Annotated in this window: 18 protein-coding genes and 1 tRNA gene; 6 read left to right on the top strand and 13 right to left on the bottom strand. The window is 62.1% G+C overall.

Going from position 1 to position 18,998, the window contains the following annotated elements:
• Nucleotides 1-305: 305 nt before the first annotated feature.
• From NW848_RS12145 to groES, 5 genes are all read right to left on the bottom strand, one after another.
• Nucleotides 306-377 (bottom strand) — tRNA-Val (locus tag NW848_RS12145).
• A gap of 41 nt (nt 378-418) precedes the next feature.
• The gene (locus NW848_RS12150; RefSeq protein ID WP_414403000.1) at nt 419-1,582 is read right to left on the bottom strand and encodes a GuaB3 family IMP dehydrogenase-related protein; all 1,164 of its coding nucleotides are present in this window, start codon (nt 1,580-1,582) and stop codon (nt 419-421) included.
• A gap of 155 nt (nt 1,583-1,737) precedes the next feature.
• Entirely contained in the window at nt 1,738-2,565 is an 828-nt protein-coding gene (locus NW848_RS12155; protein WP_414403001.1) for a DUF429 domain-containing protein, read from the bottom strand.
• A 173-nt stretch (nt 2,566-2,738) separates the two neighbouring features.
• Nucleotides 2,739-4,373, bottom strand: a complete 1,635-nt coding sequence (groL, locus tag NW848_RS12160; protein ID WP_011430255.1) for a chaperonin GroEL — start codon at nt 4,371-4,373, stop codon at nt 2,739-2,741.
• A 101-nt stretch (nt 4,374-4,474) separates the two neighbouring features.
• Nucleotides 4,475-4,786: a co-chaperone GroES gene (gene groES / locus NW848_RS12165; protein ID WP_414508742.1), complete on the bottom strand. Its 312-nt coding sequence runs from the start codon at nt 4,784-4,786 to the stop codon at nt 4,475-4,477.
• Nucleotides 4,787-4,964: 178 nt separating this feature from the next.
• Between groES and NW848_RS12170 the strand changes: the two genes are divergently transcribed.
• Nucleotides 4,965-5,813 carry a PhzF family phenazine biosynthesis protein gene (locus tag NW848_RS12170; protein WP_414508741.1) on the top strand — a complete coding sequence of 283 codons (849 nt, stop codon included), beginning with the start codon at nt 4,965-4,967 and terminating at the stop codon, nt 5,811-5,813.
• A 61-nt stretch (nt 5,814-5,874) separates the two neighbouring features.
• Here NW848_RS12170 and NW848_RS12175 read toward each other — a convergent pair whose 3' ends face one another.
• Nucleotides 5,875-6,858: an apocytochrome f gene (locus tag NW848_RS12175; RefSeq protein WP_414508740.1), complete on the bottom strand. Its 984-nt coding sequence runs from the start codon at nt 6,856-6,858 to the stop codon at nt 5,875-5,877.
• Between the two features lie 174 nt (nt 6,859-7,032).
• Nucleotides 7,033-7,551 carry a cytochrome b6-f complex iron-sulfur subunit gene (locus NW848_RS12180; protein ID WP_011430251.1) on the bottom strand — a complete coding sequence of 173 codons (519 nt, stop codon included), beginning with the start codon at nt 7,549-7,551 and terminating at the stop codon, nt 7,033-7,035.
• A gap of 173 nt (nt 7,552-7,724) precedes the next feature.
• Here NW848_RS12180 and NW848_RS12185 point away from each other — a divergent pair, with 173 nt between their 5' ends.
• Nucleotides 7,725-8,042 (top strand): DUF3067 family protein, encoded by a 318-nt coding sequence (locus NW848_RS12185; RefSeq protein ID WP_041439037.1) that lies wholly within the window; start codon nt 7,725-7,727, stop codon nt 8,040-8,042.
• A 101-nt stretch (nt 8,043-8,143) separates the two neighbouring features.
• On the opposite strand, the gene NW848_RS12190 is transcribed toward NW848_RS12185, so the two are convergent.
• The 3 genes from NW848_RS12190 to NW848_RS12200 are packed head-to-tail and all read right to left on the bottom strand — an operon-like array spanning nt 8,144 to nt 11,677.
• Nucleotides 8,144-9,490, bottom strand: a complete 1,347-nt coding sequence (locus NW848_RS12190) for an ATP-binding protein (protein WP_240527913.1) — start codon at nt 9,488-9,490, stop codon at nt 8,144-8,146.
• A complete protein-coding gene (locus NW848_RS12195) occupies nt 9,450-9,776 on the bottom strand; it encodes a hypothetical protein (protein WP_011430248.1) in 327 nt (108 codons plus the stop codon). Before NW848_RS12195 ends, NW848_RS12190 begins: the two co-directional genes overlap by 41 nt.
• Nucleotides 9,777-9,805: 29 nt before the next feature.
• Complete coding sequence (locus NW848_RS12200) at nt 9,806-11,677, bottom strand: FAD-dependent oxidoreductase (RefSeq protein ID WP_041438306.1); 1,872 nt, start codon at nt 11,675-11,677, stop codon at nt 9,806-9,808.
• Nucleotides 11,678-11,753: 76 nt separating this feature from the next.
• On the opposite strand from NW848_RS12200, the gene metG reads away from it, so the two are divergent.
• Entirely contained in the window at nt 11,754-13,304 is a 1,551-nt protein-coding gene (metG, locus tag NW848_RS12205) for a methionine--tRNA ligase (RefSeq protein ID WP_011430246.1), read from the top strand.
• 3 nt (nt 13,305-13,307) lie between these two features.
• Here metG and NW848_RS12210 read toward each other — a convergent pair whose 3' ends face one another.
• Together NW848_RS12210 and NW848_RS12215 are read right to left on the bottom strand one after the other, a co-directional pair.
• Complete coding sequence (locus NW848_RS12210; protein ID WP_011430245.1) at nt 13,308-13,835, bottom strand: hypothetical protein; 528 nt, start codon at nt 13,833-13,835, stop codon at nt 13,308-13,310.
• Nucleotides 13,832-14,203, bottom strand: a complete 372-nt coding sequence (locus NW848_RS12215) for a YtxH domain-containing protein (protein WP_011430244.1) — start codon at nt 14,201-14,203, stop codon at nt 13,832-13,834. The genes NW848_RS12210 and NW848_RS12215 overlap by 4 nt, the downstream gene beginning before the upstream one ends.
• A 183-nt stretch (nt 14,204-14,386) precedes the next feature.
• Here NW848_RS12215 and deoC point away from each other — a divergent pair, with 183 nt between their 5' ends.
• From deoC to rpaB, 3 genes are all read left to right on the top strand, one after another.
• Nucleotides 14,387-15,106, top strand: coding sequence for a deoxyribose-phosphate aldolase (gene deoC, locus NW848_RS12220; RefSeq protein WP_414508739.1), 720 nt, complete (start codon nt 14,387-14,389; stop codon nt 15,104-15,106).
• Nucleotides 15,103-16,008, top strand: a complete 906-nt coding sequence (gene recO / locus NW848_RS12225; protein WP_011430242.1) for a DNA repair protein RecO — start codon at nt 15,103-15,105, stop codon at nt 16,006-16,008. Before deoC ends, recO begins: the two co-directional genes overlap by 4 nt.
• Nucleotides 16,009-16,461: 453 nt before the next feature.
• Entirely contained in the window at nt 16,462-17,193 is a 732-nt protein-coding gene (gene rpaB, locus NW848_RS12230) for a response regulator transcription factor RpaB (RefSeq protein ID WP_011430241.1), read from the top strand.
• On the opposite strand, the gene NW848_RS12235 is transcribed toward rpaB, so the two are convergent.
• Nucleotides 17,163-18,965, bottom strand: a complete 1,803-nt coding sequence (locus NW848_RS12235) for a tetratricopeptide repeat protein (RefSeq protein ID WP_011430240.1) — start codon at nt 18,963-18,965, stop codon at nt 17,163-17,165. The two genes, rpaB and NW848_RS12235, sit on opposite strands and share 31 nt — an antisense overlap.
• Nucleotides 18,966-18,998: the final 33 nt, after the last annotated feature.

Raw genomic sequence — 18,998 nt, forward strand, 5'->3', positions numbered from 1 at the left:
GGGCATGTTTCTCTCCTTGTTCTTTTCCTCACACCTTTTTGGCTGTAGGGATGTCCTCATAGAAGCGACAAACTGCCTACCTCAACAACGAGCCTGGCAATCGCGGACTCTGGGAAGACATGATACAGCCGAAGTCCACATCGTCTACCACTTTACACACTTTCTGCGCGAGACTCAATGCGAGACCCAACTGCGGTAGATGATCGAGGCTCGATATCCACTACTCTACCTCAGGGATCCGGCTCTGGCTAGCGGGTGTATCTCAAACTGAGACAGAGCTCTCAAGCTGCAAGCTCCGGTGGGGATGGGCGGTACCGGACTCGAACCAGTGACATCCTGCTTGTAAGGCAGGCGCTCTACCGCTGAGCTAACCGCCCCCGAGGGATCCCAGTCCACCGAGTTTAGCATTCCCAAAGGACTATTTCCCCATACCCAAGCTCTGCGCCTTCTGGTACACCTTGCCCTCGGTCAGGAGGGAGGGGGCGATGCAGATCTCCACCTGCTGCATTTCTCGGAGATTGGCAGCCCCCAGGGTGGCCATGCTAGTGCGCAGAGCACCCCAGAGGTTGTGGGTGCCGTCGTCCAGGCGGGCGGGGCCGCACAAGATCTCTTCCAGGGTGCCGGTGGATCCCACGCGGATGCGGGTGCCGCGGGGCAAAACGGGGCTGGGGGTGGCCATGCCCCAGTGAAAGCCGCGACCCGGCGCCTCCTGAGCACGGGCCAAGGGAGATCCGATCATCACGGCGTCGGCTCCGCAGGCGATGGCCTTGCAAATATCCCCGCCGGTTACCAAGCCGCCGTCGGCAATGATGGGAACGTAGGTGCCACTTTCCGTCAAGAACTGGTCGCGGGCGGCTGCACAGTCGGCGATGGCGGTAGCCTGAGGTACTCCCACCCCCAGCACGCCGCGGGAGGTGCAGGCAGCGCCGGGGCCGATGCCCACCAGGACTCCTGCGGCTCCCGCTTGCATCAGCTCCAGGGCGACATCATAGGTGACGCAGTTGCCGACCACCACGGGAATGGGCATGGAGCGGCAGAAGGCGGCCAGATCCAGCTTTTGCATGCCTTCAGGCACCTTGTGGTGGACGGAAACCACGGTGGCCTGGACGAAGAACAGATCCCCGCCTGCTTCCGCCACCAGGGGGCCATATTCAGCTGCGTGGGCGGGCACACAGCTAGCGGCCGCGATGGCGCCGGCCGCTTTGATTTGGCGGATGCGCTCTTGGATCAGCTCCGGCTTGACCGGCTCGCTGTAGAGGCGCTGCATCAGGGGAACGAACTCGTCTTTGCCGACCGCGGCAATCTGATCCAGCACCTCGTCGGGATCGGCGTAGCGGGTTTGGATCCCGTCCAGGTTGAGCACGCCCATTGCCCCCAGCTTGGAGAGCAAGATGGCCATCTTGACGTCCACCACGCCGTCCATGGCGCTGGCGATGATGGGGATGGGCCGTTGGATCCCTCCCAGGGTGAAGTGGGTATCCACCAGGCTGGGATCCAGGGTTCGCCTGCCCGGCACCAGCGCGATCTCATCCAGCCCGTAAGCGCGTCTTGCCTGCCGATTGCGCCCCAGTTGTGCGTTCATTTCCCTCCCCTCTGACAGGATCCCTTCTTCCTATCATGCCGCCAACGTGTGATTTGAGACTAGCAAGAGCCGGGTTTTCCCTCCGGTTTAGCTTCGCTTGTCTCTGCCTCAACGGAAGTCTGGCCGGTCTGGCAGAAGCCATACCCTCGCCCGAGTTAAAGCCCTTGTGGAGTTTCCGGCGAGGAAACAGGGCTCTTCCCTTGCAATGAGGGGGGCAGGGGAGTGAAAATGTGGCCTTCTTGCAGGTTGCCGAAGCTGTGGCAGCGCTCGGATCCCCAGCGGAAGCCGTAGAGGGCGATGTAGGCGCACATTAAGGCATCGACTTGGTCTTCGTAGTTTTTGAGTTGGCGGCCCCTAAGGGATCCCACCTCCACTTGGAGCAGGGGCTCGTGGCCTTGCAGAGACGGATCGGCGCTGGCCAAGGCGCGCAGATGTTGCTGGTACAGCCGCCACGCCTGTTCTCGTTGCAGCCAGGTGCGGCGGGGACGCGCTTTGTAGGGGAGGCTGCGGCTGAGGCCAAACAGGCTCACCATGGCGCTGTGGGGGAAGACTTCGGTGATCTGCCGGGCCAGGGATCCCTGCTCGATGCTGGCCTGCTCGCGAAAGCCATAACGGGAGAGAGCTTGCACCAGGGCCTCCCCTCGCACCTGGCCGTTTTTGGCCAAGAGGCGGCGGTTGGCCGGGTGGGCGCCAGCGGCATAGGCGCGAAACACCCGGTTCAGCTCGGCTTCCGCCCGCCGCTGGCCGCTGGGGTTGGGGACGCGCAGGGGGGCATCCACCGCCACCAGGCAGGGATCCCCTCCCGCTTGGGCTTGGATGAAGTCCACAATCTCCTGGTCGGTTTGCAAGAGGCGGTTGTCCCGCAGGTGGCCCGTCAGGTTCGGGGCTTGGGGATCCCCGCTCTCAACCTCCAGCGTTGCCACGCCAGAGGGGTTGCGGGCCGACCAGGCCAGGTCTAGGCCAATGCAGATTAACCGTGCCACGCCGCCTTCTCCTTCCGTTAGTAGGATGGCTCGCCCTCACCCCCCGGACGCCTGGGAGAGGGAAATGCCCAAGAATAAAGGGATCCCAGCCGGGATCCCGGAAGATGGTTGCTCTGACAAGGCAGCAGACTTTCCGCTAGCTGGCGAAGCCTCTGCCTCTTCCTGCCCGAAGATTAGTAGTCGTAGTCATCCACGCCGCCGCCACCGCCAGCGGGCTTGTTGCTCTTGGGCTCCGGCTTGTCTACCACGATGGCCTCGGTGGTGAGCACCATGCTGGCAATCGAGGCGGCGTTTTGCAGGGCAGAGCGAGTGACTTTGGCCGGGTCAACGATGCCCGCCTCAAACATATCCACATAGGCGTCGTTCTGGGCGTCGTAACCCACCGTGAAGGGTTTCTCTTTCACCCGCTCCAGCACGATCGAGCCGTTCTGGCCGGCATTCTCGGCAATGCGGCGCAGCGGAGCGCCCAGCGCGCGGGCAACCAGCATGGCCCCTACCAGCTCATCGCCGGACAAGTTGGCCTGCGCCCACTCCGTTACCGCCGGCATCAGGTGCGCCAGGGTAGTGCCGCCGCCGGGGACGATCCCCTCTTCCACCGCCGCCTTGGTGGCGTTGATGGCGTCCTCCAGGCGCAGCTTGCGATCCTTCATCTCAGTTTCGGTGGCCGCGCCCACTTTGATCACCGCCACACCGCCGGAGAGCTTGGCCAGGCGCTCTTGCAGTTTTTCTTTGTCGTAGGTGGAGTCGGTTTCTTCAATTTGGCGACGGATTTGCTCACAGCGGGCTTTGACAGCCGCTTCGTTGCCTTCCGCCACGATGGTGGTGTGGTCTTTGGTTACCGTGACGCGACGGGCCGAGCCGAAGGAGTCGAGACGGGCGTTCTCTAGCTTCAGGCCGCGCTCTTCGCTGATGACCTCACCGCCAGTGAGGATGGCGATGTCTTCCAGCATGGCCTTACGGCGATCCCCAAAGCCAGGCGCTTTCACCGCCACCACGCTCAGCACGCCCCGCAGCTTGTTCACCACCAGAGTGGCCAGGGCTTCTTTCTCGATGTCTTCGGCGATGATCAGCAGCGGACGACCGGCGCGGGCCACTTGCTCCAGCACCGGCACCAGGTCTTGTACCAGGGTGATTTTCTTATCGGTAATCAGGATGTAGGGGTTTTCCAGAACCGCCTCCATCCGCTCCGTGTCGGTGACGAAGTAGGGGGAGATGTAGCCTTTGTCAAAGCGCATCCCCTCCGTCACTTCCAGCTCAGTGGTCATGGACTTGCCTTCTTCCAGGGAGATCACCCCTTCGCGGCCCACTTTGTCCATGGCCTCGGCGATCATGCGGCCCACTTCCTCATCGTTGCCGGCGGAAATGGCCGCCACCTGGGCAATGGCTTTGGAGTCTTCCACCGGGCGGGCATGTTCGGCGATCTTGTCCACCAGGAACTTCACGGCTTTGTCGATGCCGCGCTTGAGGGCAATCGGGTTGGCGCCGGCGGCCACGTTTTTCAGCCCTTCTTTAACCATGGCGTGGGCCAGGACGGTGGCGGTGGTGGTGCCGTCCCCAGCCGTGTCATTGGTCTTGGAAGCCGCCTGACGGATCAAGGAGACGCCAGTGTTTTCAATGTGGTCTTCCAGCTCGATCTCTTTGGCGATGGTTACCCCATCGTTAACAATTTGGGGTGCGCCAAACTTCTTCTCCAGGACGACGTTGCGCCCTTTGGGGCCGAGAGTAACGGCTACAGCTTCCGCCAAAATGTCCATGCCGTGTTCAAGGGCACGACGGGCTTCTTCGCTAAAAATGATCGACTTGGCCATACTCAACCTCTCAGACGTGAATGAACTAAGGGCGATGTAGAGGATCGATCGCTGAATGAACTAAGGGCGATGTAGAGGATCGATCGCTGAAGGACTGAAAATTACTGAACGATAGCGAGAATATCCCGCTCGGCCAGCAGCACGTACTCATCGCTGCCCAGCTTCACTTCCGTGCCGGCGTACTTGGAGTAGAGCACTCTGTCGCCGGCTTTCAGTTCCATCGGGATCAGCTTGCCCTCGTCGTTGCGCTTGCCAGGGCCAACAGCAACCACTTCCCCCACCTGGGGCTTTTCCTTGGCAGTGTCCGGCAAGAAGATCCCACCTGCGGTTTTCTCGTCCTGCTGAGCGATTTTGACCAGCACGCGGTCGCCCAGCGGCTTCAGGGTAGAGACGTTAAGAGCCACTGCAGCCATGACGAATGTCCTCCTCTTTCCATTAATTCCGCTTCCCGAGGGGAAGCGACTTAGCACTCTCGACTTACGAGTGCTAGTTTATCAGCCAACTTTCTGGCCTGACAATAGCCTTTGTCGGTGGGATCCCGCTTTTGGCGGGTACGGTCGGGGTGCGGATCCCCCTACTTTTGGTGCCGGTGTGGGATCATGGCCTGAGTTGGGCTGGGTTGAGAAGGTGTGGATCCCGTTGTTTCAGGTGGATGCGTTTACGGCAGTGCCTTTTGCAGGTAACCCCGCGGCGGTGTGTCTGCTGCCCCAGGAGTTGCCAGAGGCGCTGATGCAGGCCATTGCCGCAGAGAACAATTTGTCGGAGACGGCTTTTTTACTTCCCCAGGGATCCGAAGGCGAGGTTCCCCACTATGGGCTGCGCTGGTTTACTCCCACCACGGAGGTAGAACTCTGTGGCCATGCCACGTTGGGCAGCGCCTATGTGCTCTTGACCGAGATTCACCCGGAAGCTCAGGGGGTGGCCTTTTCCACCCGCAGTGGCCGGCTGCAGGTGCGGCGGCAGGGGGAGCGGCTGGCGATGGATTTTCCCGCCCAGTTCCCGCAACCCTGGCCGGAAGGCCAAGAGCAGGTGGCTGCGGCATTGGGGATCCCTCCTCTGGAGTTGTACCGCGGCAGCATGGGGGTAGCGGTGCTGACTTCGGCCCAGCAGGTGCAGCAGCTGCAGCCGGATTGGGAGCGGGTTCAGGCACTGCCTGTTTCTGGGTTGATCGTCACTGCCTCGGGAGGGGATCTAGAAGACCAGCCAGATTTTGTCTGTCGTGTTTTTGCCCCCCAGTTGGGGATCCCGGAGGATCCGGTGACCGGGTCTGCCCAGTGCCTGTTGACACCCTATTGGTCGCAGCGCCTGGGCCGGACTGAGCTCAAAGCCCGCCAGCTCTCGGCGCGGGGAGGCGAGCTGTGGTGTCGCGATCTCGGCACTCGGGTGGAGATTGCCGGGCAGGCGGTGCTGGTGATAGCGGGAGAGCTGAGGATTCCCTAAAAAAACACCCCGGCTGGCTCCGAGGTGCTGGGAAGACTCTCGCGAAGAATAAGTGCGCAAGCTAGCCCAAAAGTTCTGCCGCCTGGATGAGCTCCACTTGCTTTTTCTTGAGCACTAGCAGAAGCTGGGTGATGGCCACCGCTGCCAGGAAGGCCACCAACCACTTCACCCGTTCCGGGTTCTGCACCACCAGATCCCGCTCCACTTGGCCAAAGCCGCCCACGTTGGGGTTGTTGGTAACCGGATCCCCTTCTTGGACGCTGTCGCCAATGTTAACCACCAACTCCGGCCCCGGCGGCACCACCAAGTGCTTCAGTCCGCCTTCAGTCTCGAAGCTGAGCACCCGCGTGCCCGGCAACTCGTATTCGGGCGGCACCAGGGCGGCCAGCTCAGGCGGCAGATCGCTGAGGTCAGATTCGATGGTGGCGATGCTTGTCAGACGACCCGTGGCAGGAGCGCGGAAGACGTTGTTGTTGCTGAGGCTGCCATCGGGGTTGATCTGGCCACGACCGCGGTTGGCGCCAATGTAAACCCGATATTTCATGAAGGCCACGGAGGGATCCTCCTTCGGGTCAGGGGCGACCACCGGGAAGACGATTTCCTGGTGCTGCTCGCCGGGCAGGGGACCCACCAGGAGAATGTTGGGCTTCTCGTCGCTGTAGGGAGTGATGTAGGTCTCAGCGGTTTCCTGGCGCTGCTCCTCCGTCATCTCCTCCTCGGTGGCCAGGCGGAAGCCTTCTGGCAACACCACCACAGCGCCAACGTTCAAGCCGCCCTTGCTGCCATCCGCCAACACCTGTTGCTTGCTCAAGTCATAGGGGATCCCGACCTTGATGGTGAACACCTGGCCCGGGGTAACTGCCTGCGGCACTTCGGCACGGGCAGGCATGGCGTTCAGGTGGCAGTTGGCACAGACGATTTTCCCGGTGGCCTCGCGCGGGTTGTCGTAGGCCATCTGGGCGTAGTACGGATAGGCTGCTGCCGGACGGGATCCCGTCCCCAGCAACAGCAGCAGCGCACACAAGGCCAAGTAAATTCGCTTCATAAGTTAGCTCAGAATCTCAATCAAAATTCTCGCAAGCCCTTTGGGGCAATCTCCTCAAAGCTCACAACTCATGCTCTAGCCAGGACTAGCGCAGCAACCTCTCTGGCCTTTTCCCCCACTTCTGACCCGGCTGTGGCCCCTTACAGGGGTCTCTCTGGAGCCTATCGTAACGCCTCAGGCCTCGCGGAAATCGGGGCCTTGCCAGGGGCTGAAGCGAACGTTGTCGCCGTCCACCGTGGCGCTCACCAGCTCCAGGGAGCGGGGAGCCGGCCCCCGGATGACCTTGCCGTTGGCCGCGTACTGGGATCCGTGGCAGGGGCACTTGAACAGGTTTTCCCCCGCGTTCCAGGGCACCACACAGCCGAGGTGGGTGCAAACCGCGTTGAGGCCGTAGTTGGCCACCGCCCCGTTGTCGATCACAATGTAGGTGGGATCCCCCTTCAAGCCTTGGGCCAGCACGCGATCCGTGGCGGCGTGAGTGGCCAACAGCTCACTGACGCTGATGGGCTTGCCGAGAGCATCTTGAGCTATCACACCTTCTCCTGCCCCACCGGAAGAGGGCGGAATAAAATACTTCACCACCGGGTAGAGGGTGCCCACCACCACCACCCCCACCGAGCTGCTGAGGAGGGCATTCAGAAAAACCCGCCGGCTCATGGGGGGTGCCTCGAAGTTGCTAACCGCTTCCGTCATAATGGCCAGTACAAACCTGAGAAGTTTTAATGTTCGTTGACAAACGACATCATCCTAACCGAGCTCCTTGGCTAATATCATTAAGAAATGCAAAGCTAAAGGAAGTGCAAGGGAAGAGGCGGCGGTTTTTCTGCTGCGGCCCAGCTCAGTCCCAACCCAATCCGAGCCAGACCATGACGGGATCCGACTTTCAAGCTTTGCTGCGGGAGAAGTGGGGCTATTCCTACGACGTGCAACTGCGCCGCATGGGGGGCAGGGTGGTTCTGTTGGTGATGTGGCGCTACCTGGAGCAGCCCTCTTTCCCCTTGAGCGAGGCCGAGTATCTGGCTCGCCTGGAGTCTGTCATGGCCCATTTGCAGGCGTGGGGCGTGTGGGAAGCGGTGCAGCGAGAAATTGAGGCTACCCGTCAGAAACCCCGCATAGGCAAGGCGGTGGCCATTCCTTTGAATTTGCAAGGGGTGGGAGAGCGCGCCTCCGAGTGGCTGCTGTAGTCTTCCTCGCCCCCGGCTCTTCCCTGAAGGGGAGTTTGCAATTGCAGCAACCGACAGGTTCGTCCCTATGACGAAAACTCCAGACCTCAGCCGGCCTTCGGCTATCCAACTTCCACCAGGCCGGCCTGCAAGGCATGCAGGAACTGGCGGGCGGTGCGACCGGAAAAGCCGTTCTGCTGTTGCGCCCAGAGGAGGGCTTGGCGGCGCAAGGTATCTAAAGGGTGCGGGAGGCCCAGCCGTTGCGCCAGGTGTTCTACCGTGGCCAGGTAGTCAGCTTGGCTAAAAGGGGTGAAGGTAAGGGTAAGGCCGAAGCGATCCCGCAGCGACAGCTTTTCCTGCACCGTATCCCAGGCGTGGACCTCTTGATCTTGGGGACTGGGACGATCGCCAAAAAACTCGCGGATAAGGTGGCGGCGGTTGCTGGTGGCGTAGAGACGGACGTTGGGCGGTGGTGGAACAAGATCTCCTTCCAGGAGCACCTTGAGCTGCTTAAACTCAGTTTCGTCGGCCTCAAAGGAGAGATCGTCCACAAACAGGACAAAGGGCAGCCCCCACCCTCCCAGATCTGCCAAGATCTGAGGCAATTGACCCAAATCTCCCCGTCTCAGCTCCAAAAGGCGCAGCCCCTGGGAACCGTAGCGGCGCAGCAACGCCTTCACCAGCGAAGACTTGCCGGTGCCCCGCGCCCCATAGAGCAGCACATGCAACGCCGGATCCCCCCGCAGCAGGGCTTCGGTGTTGGCAGCCAACTGCCGTTTCTGCCGTTCATAGCCGTAGATCTCTTCCCAGTCGGGCAAGTCGGGAGTGGGGATCCCCTCTAGCCCTGCCGGCCCCCAGCGAAAGGCCCAATAGCGGCCACAGAGCCCCACCCCCGCTCGGCGGTAGTGGGCGATCAGCGCCTCCAGGCTCAGGCCCCAGTCGGCAAAAGAGCGCGGATCCCAGCCAGGGCTCTCCCCTTCCCCATCCGGCCAAGGGATCCCCAGGCCCAGCGCCCGCATCTGCTCGGCAATGGTCTCCTGGCTATCGGCCAGGATCTGCAGGCAGCGGAGATCGTGGCGGGCCGCTTGCACAAGGGGGGCTGGGATCCCTTGGGGTCGAAGCGCCGCCCGCGAGAAAGGGTTATCGGCCCAGCGGATCTCTCGGATTAGCCACTCCCGCCAGCTCAAGCCCTCCTGGGCCAAAAGCTCAAACCAGCGTCCGTAGGCTCTCCAGCAGGGCAAGGGATCCCCGCTCATCAACTCCTGGGTGAGCTCCTGCCAGGTCAGGGCCAAGGGGTGGGCGCAGATTTCCCGAAACACCAGCAGCTTAGCCGCCGCTTCCGCCGCTTCTTCGAGGGGGGTCATCGCTTCAAGTCGCTCTAACTTGGCGTTGTCAAAGGGGCTGGGGGTGAGGGCCGGCCCAGAGCGCTTAGCGGGCATTGTCCCGCCGGCCCAGCTCGTAGAGGCCACCGCCAACGCAGGCAATCAGACCCCAGGAGACGGCCCAGCTGTTGCCCAAAGAGAGTTCGGTGAGGGCCACCACCACCGCTGCTGCCAGCAAGAAAGGAAGGACGCTGAGCAAAGAGGCCAGAGCTCCGCTGGGATCCCAGGCCAACTGTTTTTCCCAACCCTCCTGCAGGCGGCGGTGCAGCGGCGACAAGCCCCACATCAGCCCCAGACTCCACAGGGCTGTGGCCGCCCACAACGAAGGGCGGATCGCCTCCAGTCCCCCCAGTTCAACCCCCATAGCATCCATCGGCCAGCTCCCAACCTTGCCTTTCTAGGCTAGCGAGATTGGGCCCACTCAGTGGCGGTGATGGTGGTGCCGGGAAATTGGATGGGATTGCCCAGGCTCTGGATCTGGGCCTGGAGAGCCGGCAACAGCCGCAAGTCCAGCAGCGGCTCGCGCAGGATCTCCGCCGGGATCAGATCCCGCTCCAGGGCAAAGTGGGCCGTGTGGCCGGCGGCTGTGCCGATGGCCCATTCCACCGGGTGCACCCGATAGGAGGCGCTGGCAATGCGGCTGGTGGCAATGTTCTTGTTGCCGGCCAAGAGGTTGTCGATGCGCTGTGGGATCAGGGCGCGCAGTGGGATCTGGTAGGGGTAGCTGGGGGCCTGGGCATCCTGGTTGTGGCTGGGGGGCAGGGAAAAATCCGGCAATAGACAATCGTGAAAGTCGATGGGGTACTGGCCCACCCCCACCGAGTCGTAGAAAATAAAGGGCCGCCCGCGATTGAGCTCCGATTCTCGCGTGGTGATATCCGACTCGTAGATGGTAAATCCCTGCGGGTAGGCAGGGCTGGGCCGACCGATGATGCGCCGCGACTCGCGAATGTAGGGGTACTTGGAAAGGCCGCTGGCAGTTCCCATGGGGCTATCGGGCCCCCGCAGGTAGGCATAGCGCAGGTAAAAGTCTTTTTGAAAGTCGGGATCCGCCTGCTGCAACAGAAAATCCGTCCGCCCCGCCACCAGCCAGTAGAAAAAGCCCTTGGCATGCTGCTCGGCCCGCCGCAGCGCCTCCACCCGCAAGCCCCCCATCCAGCCGCCGGGATCCAGTTGGCCTGAGGCTTGCAGTTGCTCGTGGGTGAGAATCAGGTTCATCTCCGGCCCGGTGATGCGCCAGTCGTTGCCCCAGGTCCAGTTTTGCATGGATTGATCCCCCACCCGGATGGCCTCTTCCCCAAAGCCAAACACCTGGCCGCGGATGCGGCGGTAGGTAAAGACCATCCCAAAGTTAAAGCGTGGATGTTCAAAGCTGTAGTAGGGGCCGTGCAGCGGGTCGTTGTAGAACTTGGGCTTGATGGGCACCTGCGGCACAGCAGAGCGCTCCATAACAAAGGTGTAGGTAAACCCCTGGGTGCAGTAGGGATCCCTGTAGGGCTTGGAGCTGGGCTCCCAGCGGCTTTCCCCATCCGTGCCGAGGCGGTAGGGCACCCGCGCCAGCGGCAGCAGCTCGCCGGTTTCGGTAGCATCGATAACCACCCAGGGCAGGGTTTTGCCTTGGCGTTCTGGCGGCGGCTCAAAGCGCAGGATCTCTTTGTCCCAATCCTCGGTGGGCTCTAGGCGGTAAAAATCCAGAAAGTAGCTGGAGAGATCCCCCCGATTCTCCGGCTGGACGCCGGCGTGTTTGGGGATGTTGCGGATGGCCTGCACGCTGCGGATTTGGTAATCCTCGATCTGCAAGTCCTTGACCACCGTCTCGGTAAACAGCCGCAACTGCCCCGACTGCAGATAGGGATCCACCATCTCCCGCAGGACCTGGTGGCCCACCTGGGGCGAGAAGCAGAGCACACTCACCCAGCACTTGCCGGGATTGGGATCACCGCCGTACTTTTCCCGCACCCGGCGGCGAAACTCTCTATAGCCCTGGGGAAAGATCTCGTTTTCCCGCTGCAAGGGCCGCTCATCCAAAGCCGAGACCCCCTGGGCGCTCACCTGGCCGCCAATCCAGTCGGTGATCTCGGTCATGCACACCTGTCGGCCCAGTTGCAGAGCCTCGTAGGCCGCTGCCACCCCCCCCAGCCCGCCCCCGGCGATGAAGATCTCACAGGGGATGCGGGTTTCCGACAAGGGCTGGGCCAGAGCCGCCCCGGCGCCCAGGATCCCGGCCCCCACAAGGCCGCCGCCCCATCCCTTGAGGTTGAACAGAAGTTTCATCCCACCTCCGCCCCGTAACTGGGCCTGTCGGACTTTCCGGCAACTTTTATCATGGGGGAAAGCGCTGCGAGTGCTCATGCCGAATTCCACCTTCGTCATCACCACGCCGATCTACTACGTCAACGCTGCCCCCCACATCGGCAGCGCCTACACCACCCTGGCGGCGGATGCCATCGCCCGTTACCATCGCCTGCGGGGCAAGGATGTGCTGATGGTAACGGGAACCGACGAGCACGGCCAGAAGATCCAGCGCACCGCCGAAGAGCGCGGCCTTCCCCCGCAGCAGCACTGCGACGAGATCGCGGCCCAGTTTGCCCAGCTTTGGCAGTTGCTGGACATCCGCTACGACCGCTTTATCCGCACCACCGACCCTCGCCACAAAGCCATTGTGCGGGAGTTTTTCCAGCGAGTGTGGGATCGGGGGGATATTTTCGTTGGCCGGCAGCAGGGCTGGTACTGTGTTGCCTGCGAGGAGTTCAAGGACGAGTCAGAGCTCTTAGAAGGCGGATTTTGCCCGCTTCACCCCAACAAAAAAGTGGAGTGGAAAGACGAAGAAAACTACTTTTTTCGCCTCTCTCGCTACCAGGAAAAACTGGAAGCCCTCTATGCGGAGCACCCGGAGTTCATTCAACCAGAAAGCCGCCGCAATGAGGTGATCAACTTTGTCAAGCAGGGCCTGCGGGACTTCTCCATCTCTCGCCCCAGCGTCTCCTGGGGGATCCCCTTCCCGGCGGATCCCAGCCAAACCCTTTACGTCTGGTTTGATGCCCTCATCAACTACCTCAGCGCCGCCGTGGATCCCGAGGACGAGCCGACGCTGGAAAACGCCTTGCGCCGCTACTGGCCCGCCGATGTGCACCTAGTGGGCAAAGACATTGTCCGCTTCCACGCCATCTACTGGCCGGCCATGCTCATGTCGGCAGGGCTGCCGCTGCCCAGACAGATCTTTGGCCACGGCTTTCTCACCAAAGATGGCCTCAAGATGGGCAAAAGCCTGGGCAACACGCTGGATCCCTTTGAGCTGGTGCAGCGCTACGGTGCCGATGCCGTGCGCTACTATTTCTTGACTGAAATTGAGCTGGGCAAGGATGGAGACTTTAGTGAGGGCCGCTTCATCGAGGTTCTCAACGCTGACCTAGCCAACGACCTGGGGAACCTGCTCAACCGCACCCTCAATATGCTCAAAAAATACCAGCCCGACTACCGCATCCCCGCCGTCGAGATCCCTGCGGATCACCCCCTCAAAACCCTGGCCGAGCGCCTGGCCCCGACAGTGGCCGACGCCTACGAGCGGCTGGATCCCAGCTCTGCCGCCCGCAAAGCTCTCAGCTTGGCCCAGGCCAGCAACAAATACCTCGACGAGCAGGCCCCCTGGACGTTGCACAAACAAGGGCAAAGCGAGCAGGTGGCCCAGATCCTCTACGCCGTTTTGGAAAGCGTGCGCTGGGTGGCCGTGGCCCTTTCGCCCATCATTCCCAACCTCAGCCTCAAGATCCTGCAGCAGATGGGGTTTCCTTTGCAGGATGTCGCACAACTGCGCTGGGATCCCGATGCCCGTTGGGGCCGGCTTCCGCCTGGGCAAGAGCCCCAACCTCCTGTGCCCGTCTTCCAGAGAATACTCAAGTAGCTCCTAAGAATTGGCGGCATCGGGTTGGGAAGGCTGGGATCCCTCTGGTGTTGCCTTGCCGGCGGAAAGACCCATATCTCCCAAGGAAATGCTTGGCACAGCAGCAGAGAAAGAACGGCCAGCCTGGCCCGAGCGCAGCTGAGAGTTACCCATGGCGGTGGGGGGAGTCTCGCTGGACAGCGCCTGCCAGGCCGCCCGTACCCCTGCCCAAAAGCTGCGGACATTGACCTGAGCGCCGCGGGCTTGCTTGCGGGCCCCTTCCAGGGAGCGGTTCACCTGCTTCACCACCTGTCCGGCCCCCTTGACCCCTTCGTCGAGGCTGTCGGCGATCTCGCTCACTTCCAAGCTGGTCAGACGCAGAGCCTCCAGCGTGGGCGGTAACTCCCGCAGCAGCGTGTCGAAAAAGCGTTCCACGCTCTGGGCGGCTCGACCCAATTGAATGACGGCGGGCAACAGGGTCAGGATCACCGCCAAAATGGCCACTGCCACCAGACCTACCGAGAGGCCCAACCAAAATACCGGCTCGGTCATCGCGCCGCCTCCTCCCGACCTTGGGCTTCTGAGTCGGCTTCCTCCCGGGCGAGGGGACGCAGGTTTTGGGCTTGCATCAGCTCTTGCCGTTTCTGCAACATGGCTTCCCTGCCCACCGCCACTGCCTGCTGCAGCCGCAGCAGGGCCTCATCCAGACTTTTTTGGGCGGAGTCGAGCAGCTTTTCCGATTGGTATTGCAGGCTGGTGGTCACGTCTTCTGCCACTTCCGGCAGGGCCTCTGCCGATTTTTTCAGCAGTCGCCGCGTCTCCCGTCCGCTGCGGGGAGCCAAAAGCAGACCGATGACCGTGCCCACCGCCGTTCCCAACAGCAGCCCGCCGACAAACGCGCCAGTCCGGTTTTCCGCCATGCCTTGCCAGGGTTGAGGGGGGATACAGGTGGCCCCCAAACCAGACTATCAAATGATGCTGTGCTTTGCCGTGGAGGCGTCGAATTGGCTGAAATCTCAGGGGTAGGGGGGATTGGCTGCTGCGGCTGCTCTCCGGGATCCTTGGGGCTAAAGTAGAGGTAGTGCTGTGGGATCTGGCAACTGATGCTCTCTCTGGAGCCCAAGGGCCTGGCAGACGGCCCGATCATGGCAGACGGCCCGATCAACTTGGCGGAGTACATCGACCATACCCTGCTGCTGCCGATGGTGACCCCAGAGGAGATCGACCAGGGGTGTGAAATTGCTCTGCGCTATGGCTTCCCCACCTTTTGTGTGCCTCCCTGCTACGTGCCGCGGGTGGTTGAGCGGCTGCACGGGTCGCCAGTACGGGTGAGCACAGTGGTGGGGTTTCCCCTGGGCACCAACACGGCGGAGGTCAAGCTCTACGAAGCTCAACTGGCGGTGGAGCAGGGGTGCCGGGAGCTGGATGTCCGCATCAACTTGGCCTGGCTCAAGGCGGGGGAGCTGGATCGCCTCCATGCCGAGATTGCCCAACTGGTGGAAGAAACGGGGGTTTGCGTCAAGGCCATTTTGGAAACTGCCCAGCTCACTGACGAGGAAAAAAAGCTGGCCGCCGAGATCTGCATGGACGCGGGAGTTGCCTTCTTGATGACCTCCACCGGCTGGATGGGAGGGGCGACACCGGCCGATGTGCAACTGCTGTGGCAGCTTAGCCGCGGCAGGGTGGGAGTCAAAGCTTCCGGCGGCATCCGCACCGTGGCGCAGGCGGAGGCGATGATCGCCGCGGGGGCGAGCCGCATCGGCACCTCCTGGGGGCTGGAGCTGATGCGAGAGCTGGAGGCTAGAGGAGCCGGCGGCCCATGAGCGGGGTCACCTACCGGGTGACGGGTATTAACCTCAAAGCGATGCCGCTGGGGGAGGCGGATCGGATTATTACTATTTTGACCCGCGAGCAGGGCTTGATTCGGGCGGTGGCCAAGGGATCCCGTAAGCAGCTTTCCAAGTGGGGAGGGCGGATGGAGCCCTTTGTTGTCAACGATCTGCTGGTGGCGCGGGGGCGTTGGTCGGCCCAAACGGATCCCTCGCAGTGTCTCCAGCGCATCGCCCAGGCAGAAACCCTGCAGAGTTTTCCCCGTCTTGGCCGCAGCCTGGCCCATCTGACGGCGGCGCAGTACTTGGCAGAGGTGGCCCTGCTTTTGGCCCTGCCCAACCAGCCCCAGGAAGAGCTGTTTGTGCTGCTGGTGGAGCATCTGGAGCGCATCGAGCAGGCCCCTGCGACAGAGGCCGTTTTGCCGCTCCTTGTCCATGGGCTCTACCACCTTTTAGTGGTGGGGGGGGTTGCCCCCTCAGTACAAGCCTGCTACTCCTGTGGGGAGGAGTTAGCAGGTGAGGCTTTCTTCTCTCCCCACGCGGGTGGCCTGGTCTGCGATCCTTGTCGGCTGGCGCAGCGGCTCAGCCCAGTTGCCTGGGTCTCCAGTTCTGTCCTGCAGGCCTTAGGATCCCTGCCCAACCCGACCTTGCCCTCGCTGGCCGAGCGTGCGCTGCCTCTGGCGAGTTGGCTGGCGGCAGAACGTCTGTTGCGGCGGGTTTTGGAGCTGCATGCCGACCGCGCAATCCGTTCCGCTGGCCTGCTGGCCAGTTGCTACTCTGTCCCTGTTGCCGAAACCCTCCCTCCTACCCCCAGTGGCCAGGGATCCCCAGTGGCGGCAGCAGCTTTTTCTGAGGAGGATTCCGAAACGCTTGGCAGCAACCTGAAGAAGTTGTGAAGGTATGTATCAAGTCGAGCAAAATAGCTGCACAATAAAGGGTTAAGGCGGGTTAGCAGCCGCTTCTGGATGATAAATTGGGTGGTAGAAAGTAACCTCTTAGTAACTTCTTACGAAGGCCTCTCAGGTTTGGCGGCGGTCGACCGGGGTAGCGTTTGGGGAGGAGTGCCACACCTGTGCTACCGAGCAGGAGCAAGTGAAGTTGAAGTTGGCGCTTTTAACAAGATTGAATCGACTGCCGGGCGAGCCTTCGGTGTTTGTTTTCTGAAGCTCCATCCTTGGGTTGCGGTTTCCGTTGCCGACAAACAAGGGTTTGGCAGCGTTGCAGCTCCCGGGGTGAGTCCACCCCTCCAGGAGGAGCCCCTGAGGAGGCTGCATCTGACCACCTCGAGTTCGCGCTCACCTCAATTTTTTCCAATCCTTTTCATTTAGAAGTTTAGGAGTTGCAGCACCGTGGAAGCCCAGCGCAAAGAACGGATTCTCGTGGTCGATGATGAGGCCAGCATCCGCCGCATTTTGGAGACCCGCCTCTCGATGATCGGGTACGACGTGGTTACTGCTGCCGACGGAGAGGAGGCGCTGGAGGTTTTTCGCAAGCAGGATCCTGACCTGGTGGTGCTGGATGTGATGATGCCGAAGCTGGATGGCTACGGGGTCTGCCAGGAGTTGCGCAAAGAATCCGACATCCCGATCATCATGCTCACGGCGTTGGGGGACGTGGCCGACCGCATTACTGGCTTGGAACTGGGGGCAGACGACTACGTGGTTAAGCCGTTTTCGCCCAAAGAACTGGAGGCCCGCATTCGTTCGGTGCTGAGGCGGGTGGCGCGGTCGTCCCATGAAGGGATCCCCAGCTCAGGGGTAATTCAGGTGGGGGATCTTCGCATCGATACCAACAAGCGGCAGGTTTACAAGCGGGACGAGCGCATCCGCCTGACGGGGATGGAGTTTAGTTTGCTGGAGCTGCTGGTCAGCCGGTCGGGGGAGCCGTTTTCCCGCGCCGAGATTTTGCAAGAGGTGTGGGGCTACACGCCGGAGCGCCACGTGGATACGCGGGTGGTGGATGTCCACATCTCGCGGCTGCGGGCCAAGTTGGAGGATGACCCGAGCAACCCTGAGCTTATCCTGACAGCCCGCGGTACCGGCTATCTGTTTCAGCGCATCGTTCCAAAAGGCGAGGAGTAGGACGGGATCCCCCTTAGTAGCTCTTCCAGGGCTGCCCGCACCTGTTGCAGCACACCAACCCAGTTGCCGCGGGCTTCTTGGCGGAATAGGCGCATCACCCTGGGGTACCAGGGGCTGTCTTGCCGCTGCAGTAGCCAGCGCCAATCAGCGGCAAAGGGCAGCAGCACCCACACCGGCTTGCCCAGCGCCCCAGCCAGGTGGGCAACGGCAGTATCGACGCTAATTACCAGATCCAACTGGGCAACTGCCCTAGCAGTATCAACAAAATTCCGGAAACGGGATCCCAGCTCCACCACCTGGTGCTGCTTGAGAAGGGGTTCTACCTGGCTTAGATCTTCACCCACCTGCAGGCTAACCCACTGCACCTGGGGCAGATTAAGGTACTCGAGGAAGAGGTTAAGAGAACAGCTTTTTAACCTCTGCACCCGGCTGAGGGCGAGGTCGTCGCGGCGGCCACTGGCCCACACCAGCCCCACCTTTATCCCCCTCTGGGGAAGCTCTGGCCAATCTTCCGGCCAGGCGGAGCTCCCATCGGGACAAACCAGATAGGGGATGCGGTCGGGAATTGTCTCCAGCGTGGTGCCCAGGCGATGGGGCAGGCTAAGCAAGGGCAGGTGCCAGTCGAAGGGGGGCAGGGGATCCGTATCGGAAATGACCTGGACTTGAGGAAAGGAGGCTCGCAGCAACTCGACTAGGGAGTGAGGGCAGCGGAAATAGAGGGAGGCCTGCGGATGGGCGGCGGCCAAAAGGGGCAGGTAGCGCGCGAACTGAATTGTGTCTCCCAGCCCTTGTTCGGCGTAGACAAGCAGCGTCTGCCGGCCCAAGGGGGATCCCGTCCACAGGGGCAAAGGGAAGCAGGGGTAGGCCGCTCCCTGGCGCTGCAGCCGCCACTCGTACTCCTGCCACCCCTCCTCGTAGCGGCCCAGGGTGAGCAGGGCCGTGCCCAGGTTGTAGTGGATCTCCGGCCAGTCGGGGGCCAACTGCAGGCCGCGCCGATAGGCCTCGATAGCGGCCTCGAGTCGGTTTTGCTCTTGCAGGACGGTGCCCAGGTTGTTGTGGGGCTGCGCCTCCCCTGGCAGCAGCGGGATGGCCCGTAGCAGACAGTCGGCGGCCTCCTCCAGGCGATCTTGCAGGTGTAGGCAGTGGCCGAGGTTGACGAGGATCCGCCCCTCCTGCGGCGCCAGGACAAGAGCGCGGCGAAACCAGGCTTCGGCTTCTGCAAGCTGGTTGTCGAATAGGAGGGCATTGCCCAGAGCTGCCAGCGCATAAGCCTGAGGAGGTTGGGCCGCTGCCGCCTGTCGCAGCACTGCAATCGCCTGCTCCCGTTTCCCCAAAGCCAGCCAACAACTGCCCAACCGGAAGAGCAGTTGCCCGTCGTTAGGGGCAAAGGCCAGCCCCTGCTTGTAGGCGCGCGCCGCCTCCTCCGGGTTGCCCAGCAGCATCCAGGCATCGCCCAGCTCCTGCCAGGCCGGCACCCAATCTCTCCGTAGGTGCAGCGCCAGTTGCAAAGGGGTCAAAGCTTGGCGGGGATCCCCCATCTGCAGATAGAGGGATCCCAGCAACGCCTGGGCGGCGAACAGGTGGGGATGGGCCCGGGTAAGCTGCCGGCAGAGGTGCAGTGCTGTCTCCAGATCCCCTGCTTGTCGGTGGCGCTCGGCCAGCGCCAGGGTCGCCTCTGGGGAAGGGAAGGGGGATAGACCGGAGCCTCTTCCTAGGCCTTTTGGCCCAGCCGTCTGCCGGTCGCCCTTTCCTCGCCCAAAGCCCTGTGGCACGGTTTTTCCCTTGGTGGATCCCTTTTTTGCCCT

The sequence above is a fragment of the Synechococcus sp. RC10A2 genome (genome assembly GCF_047502605.1).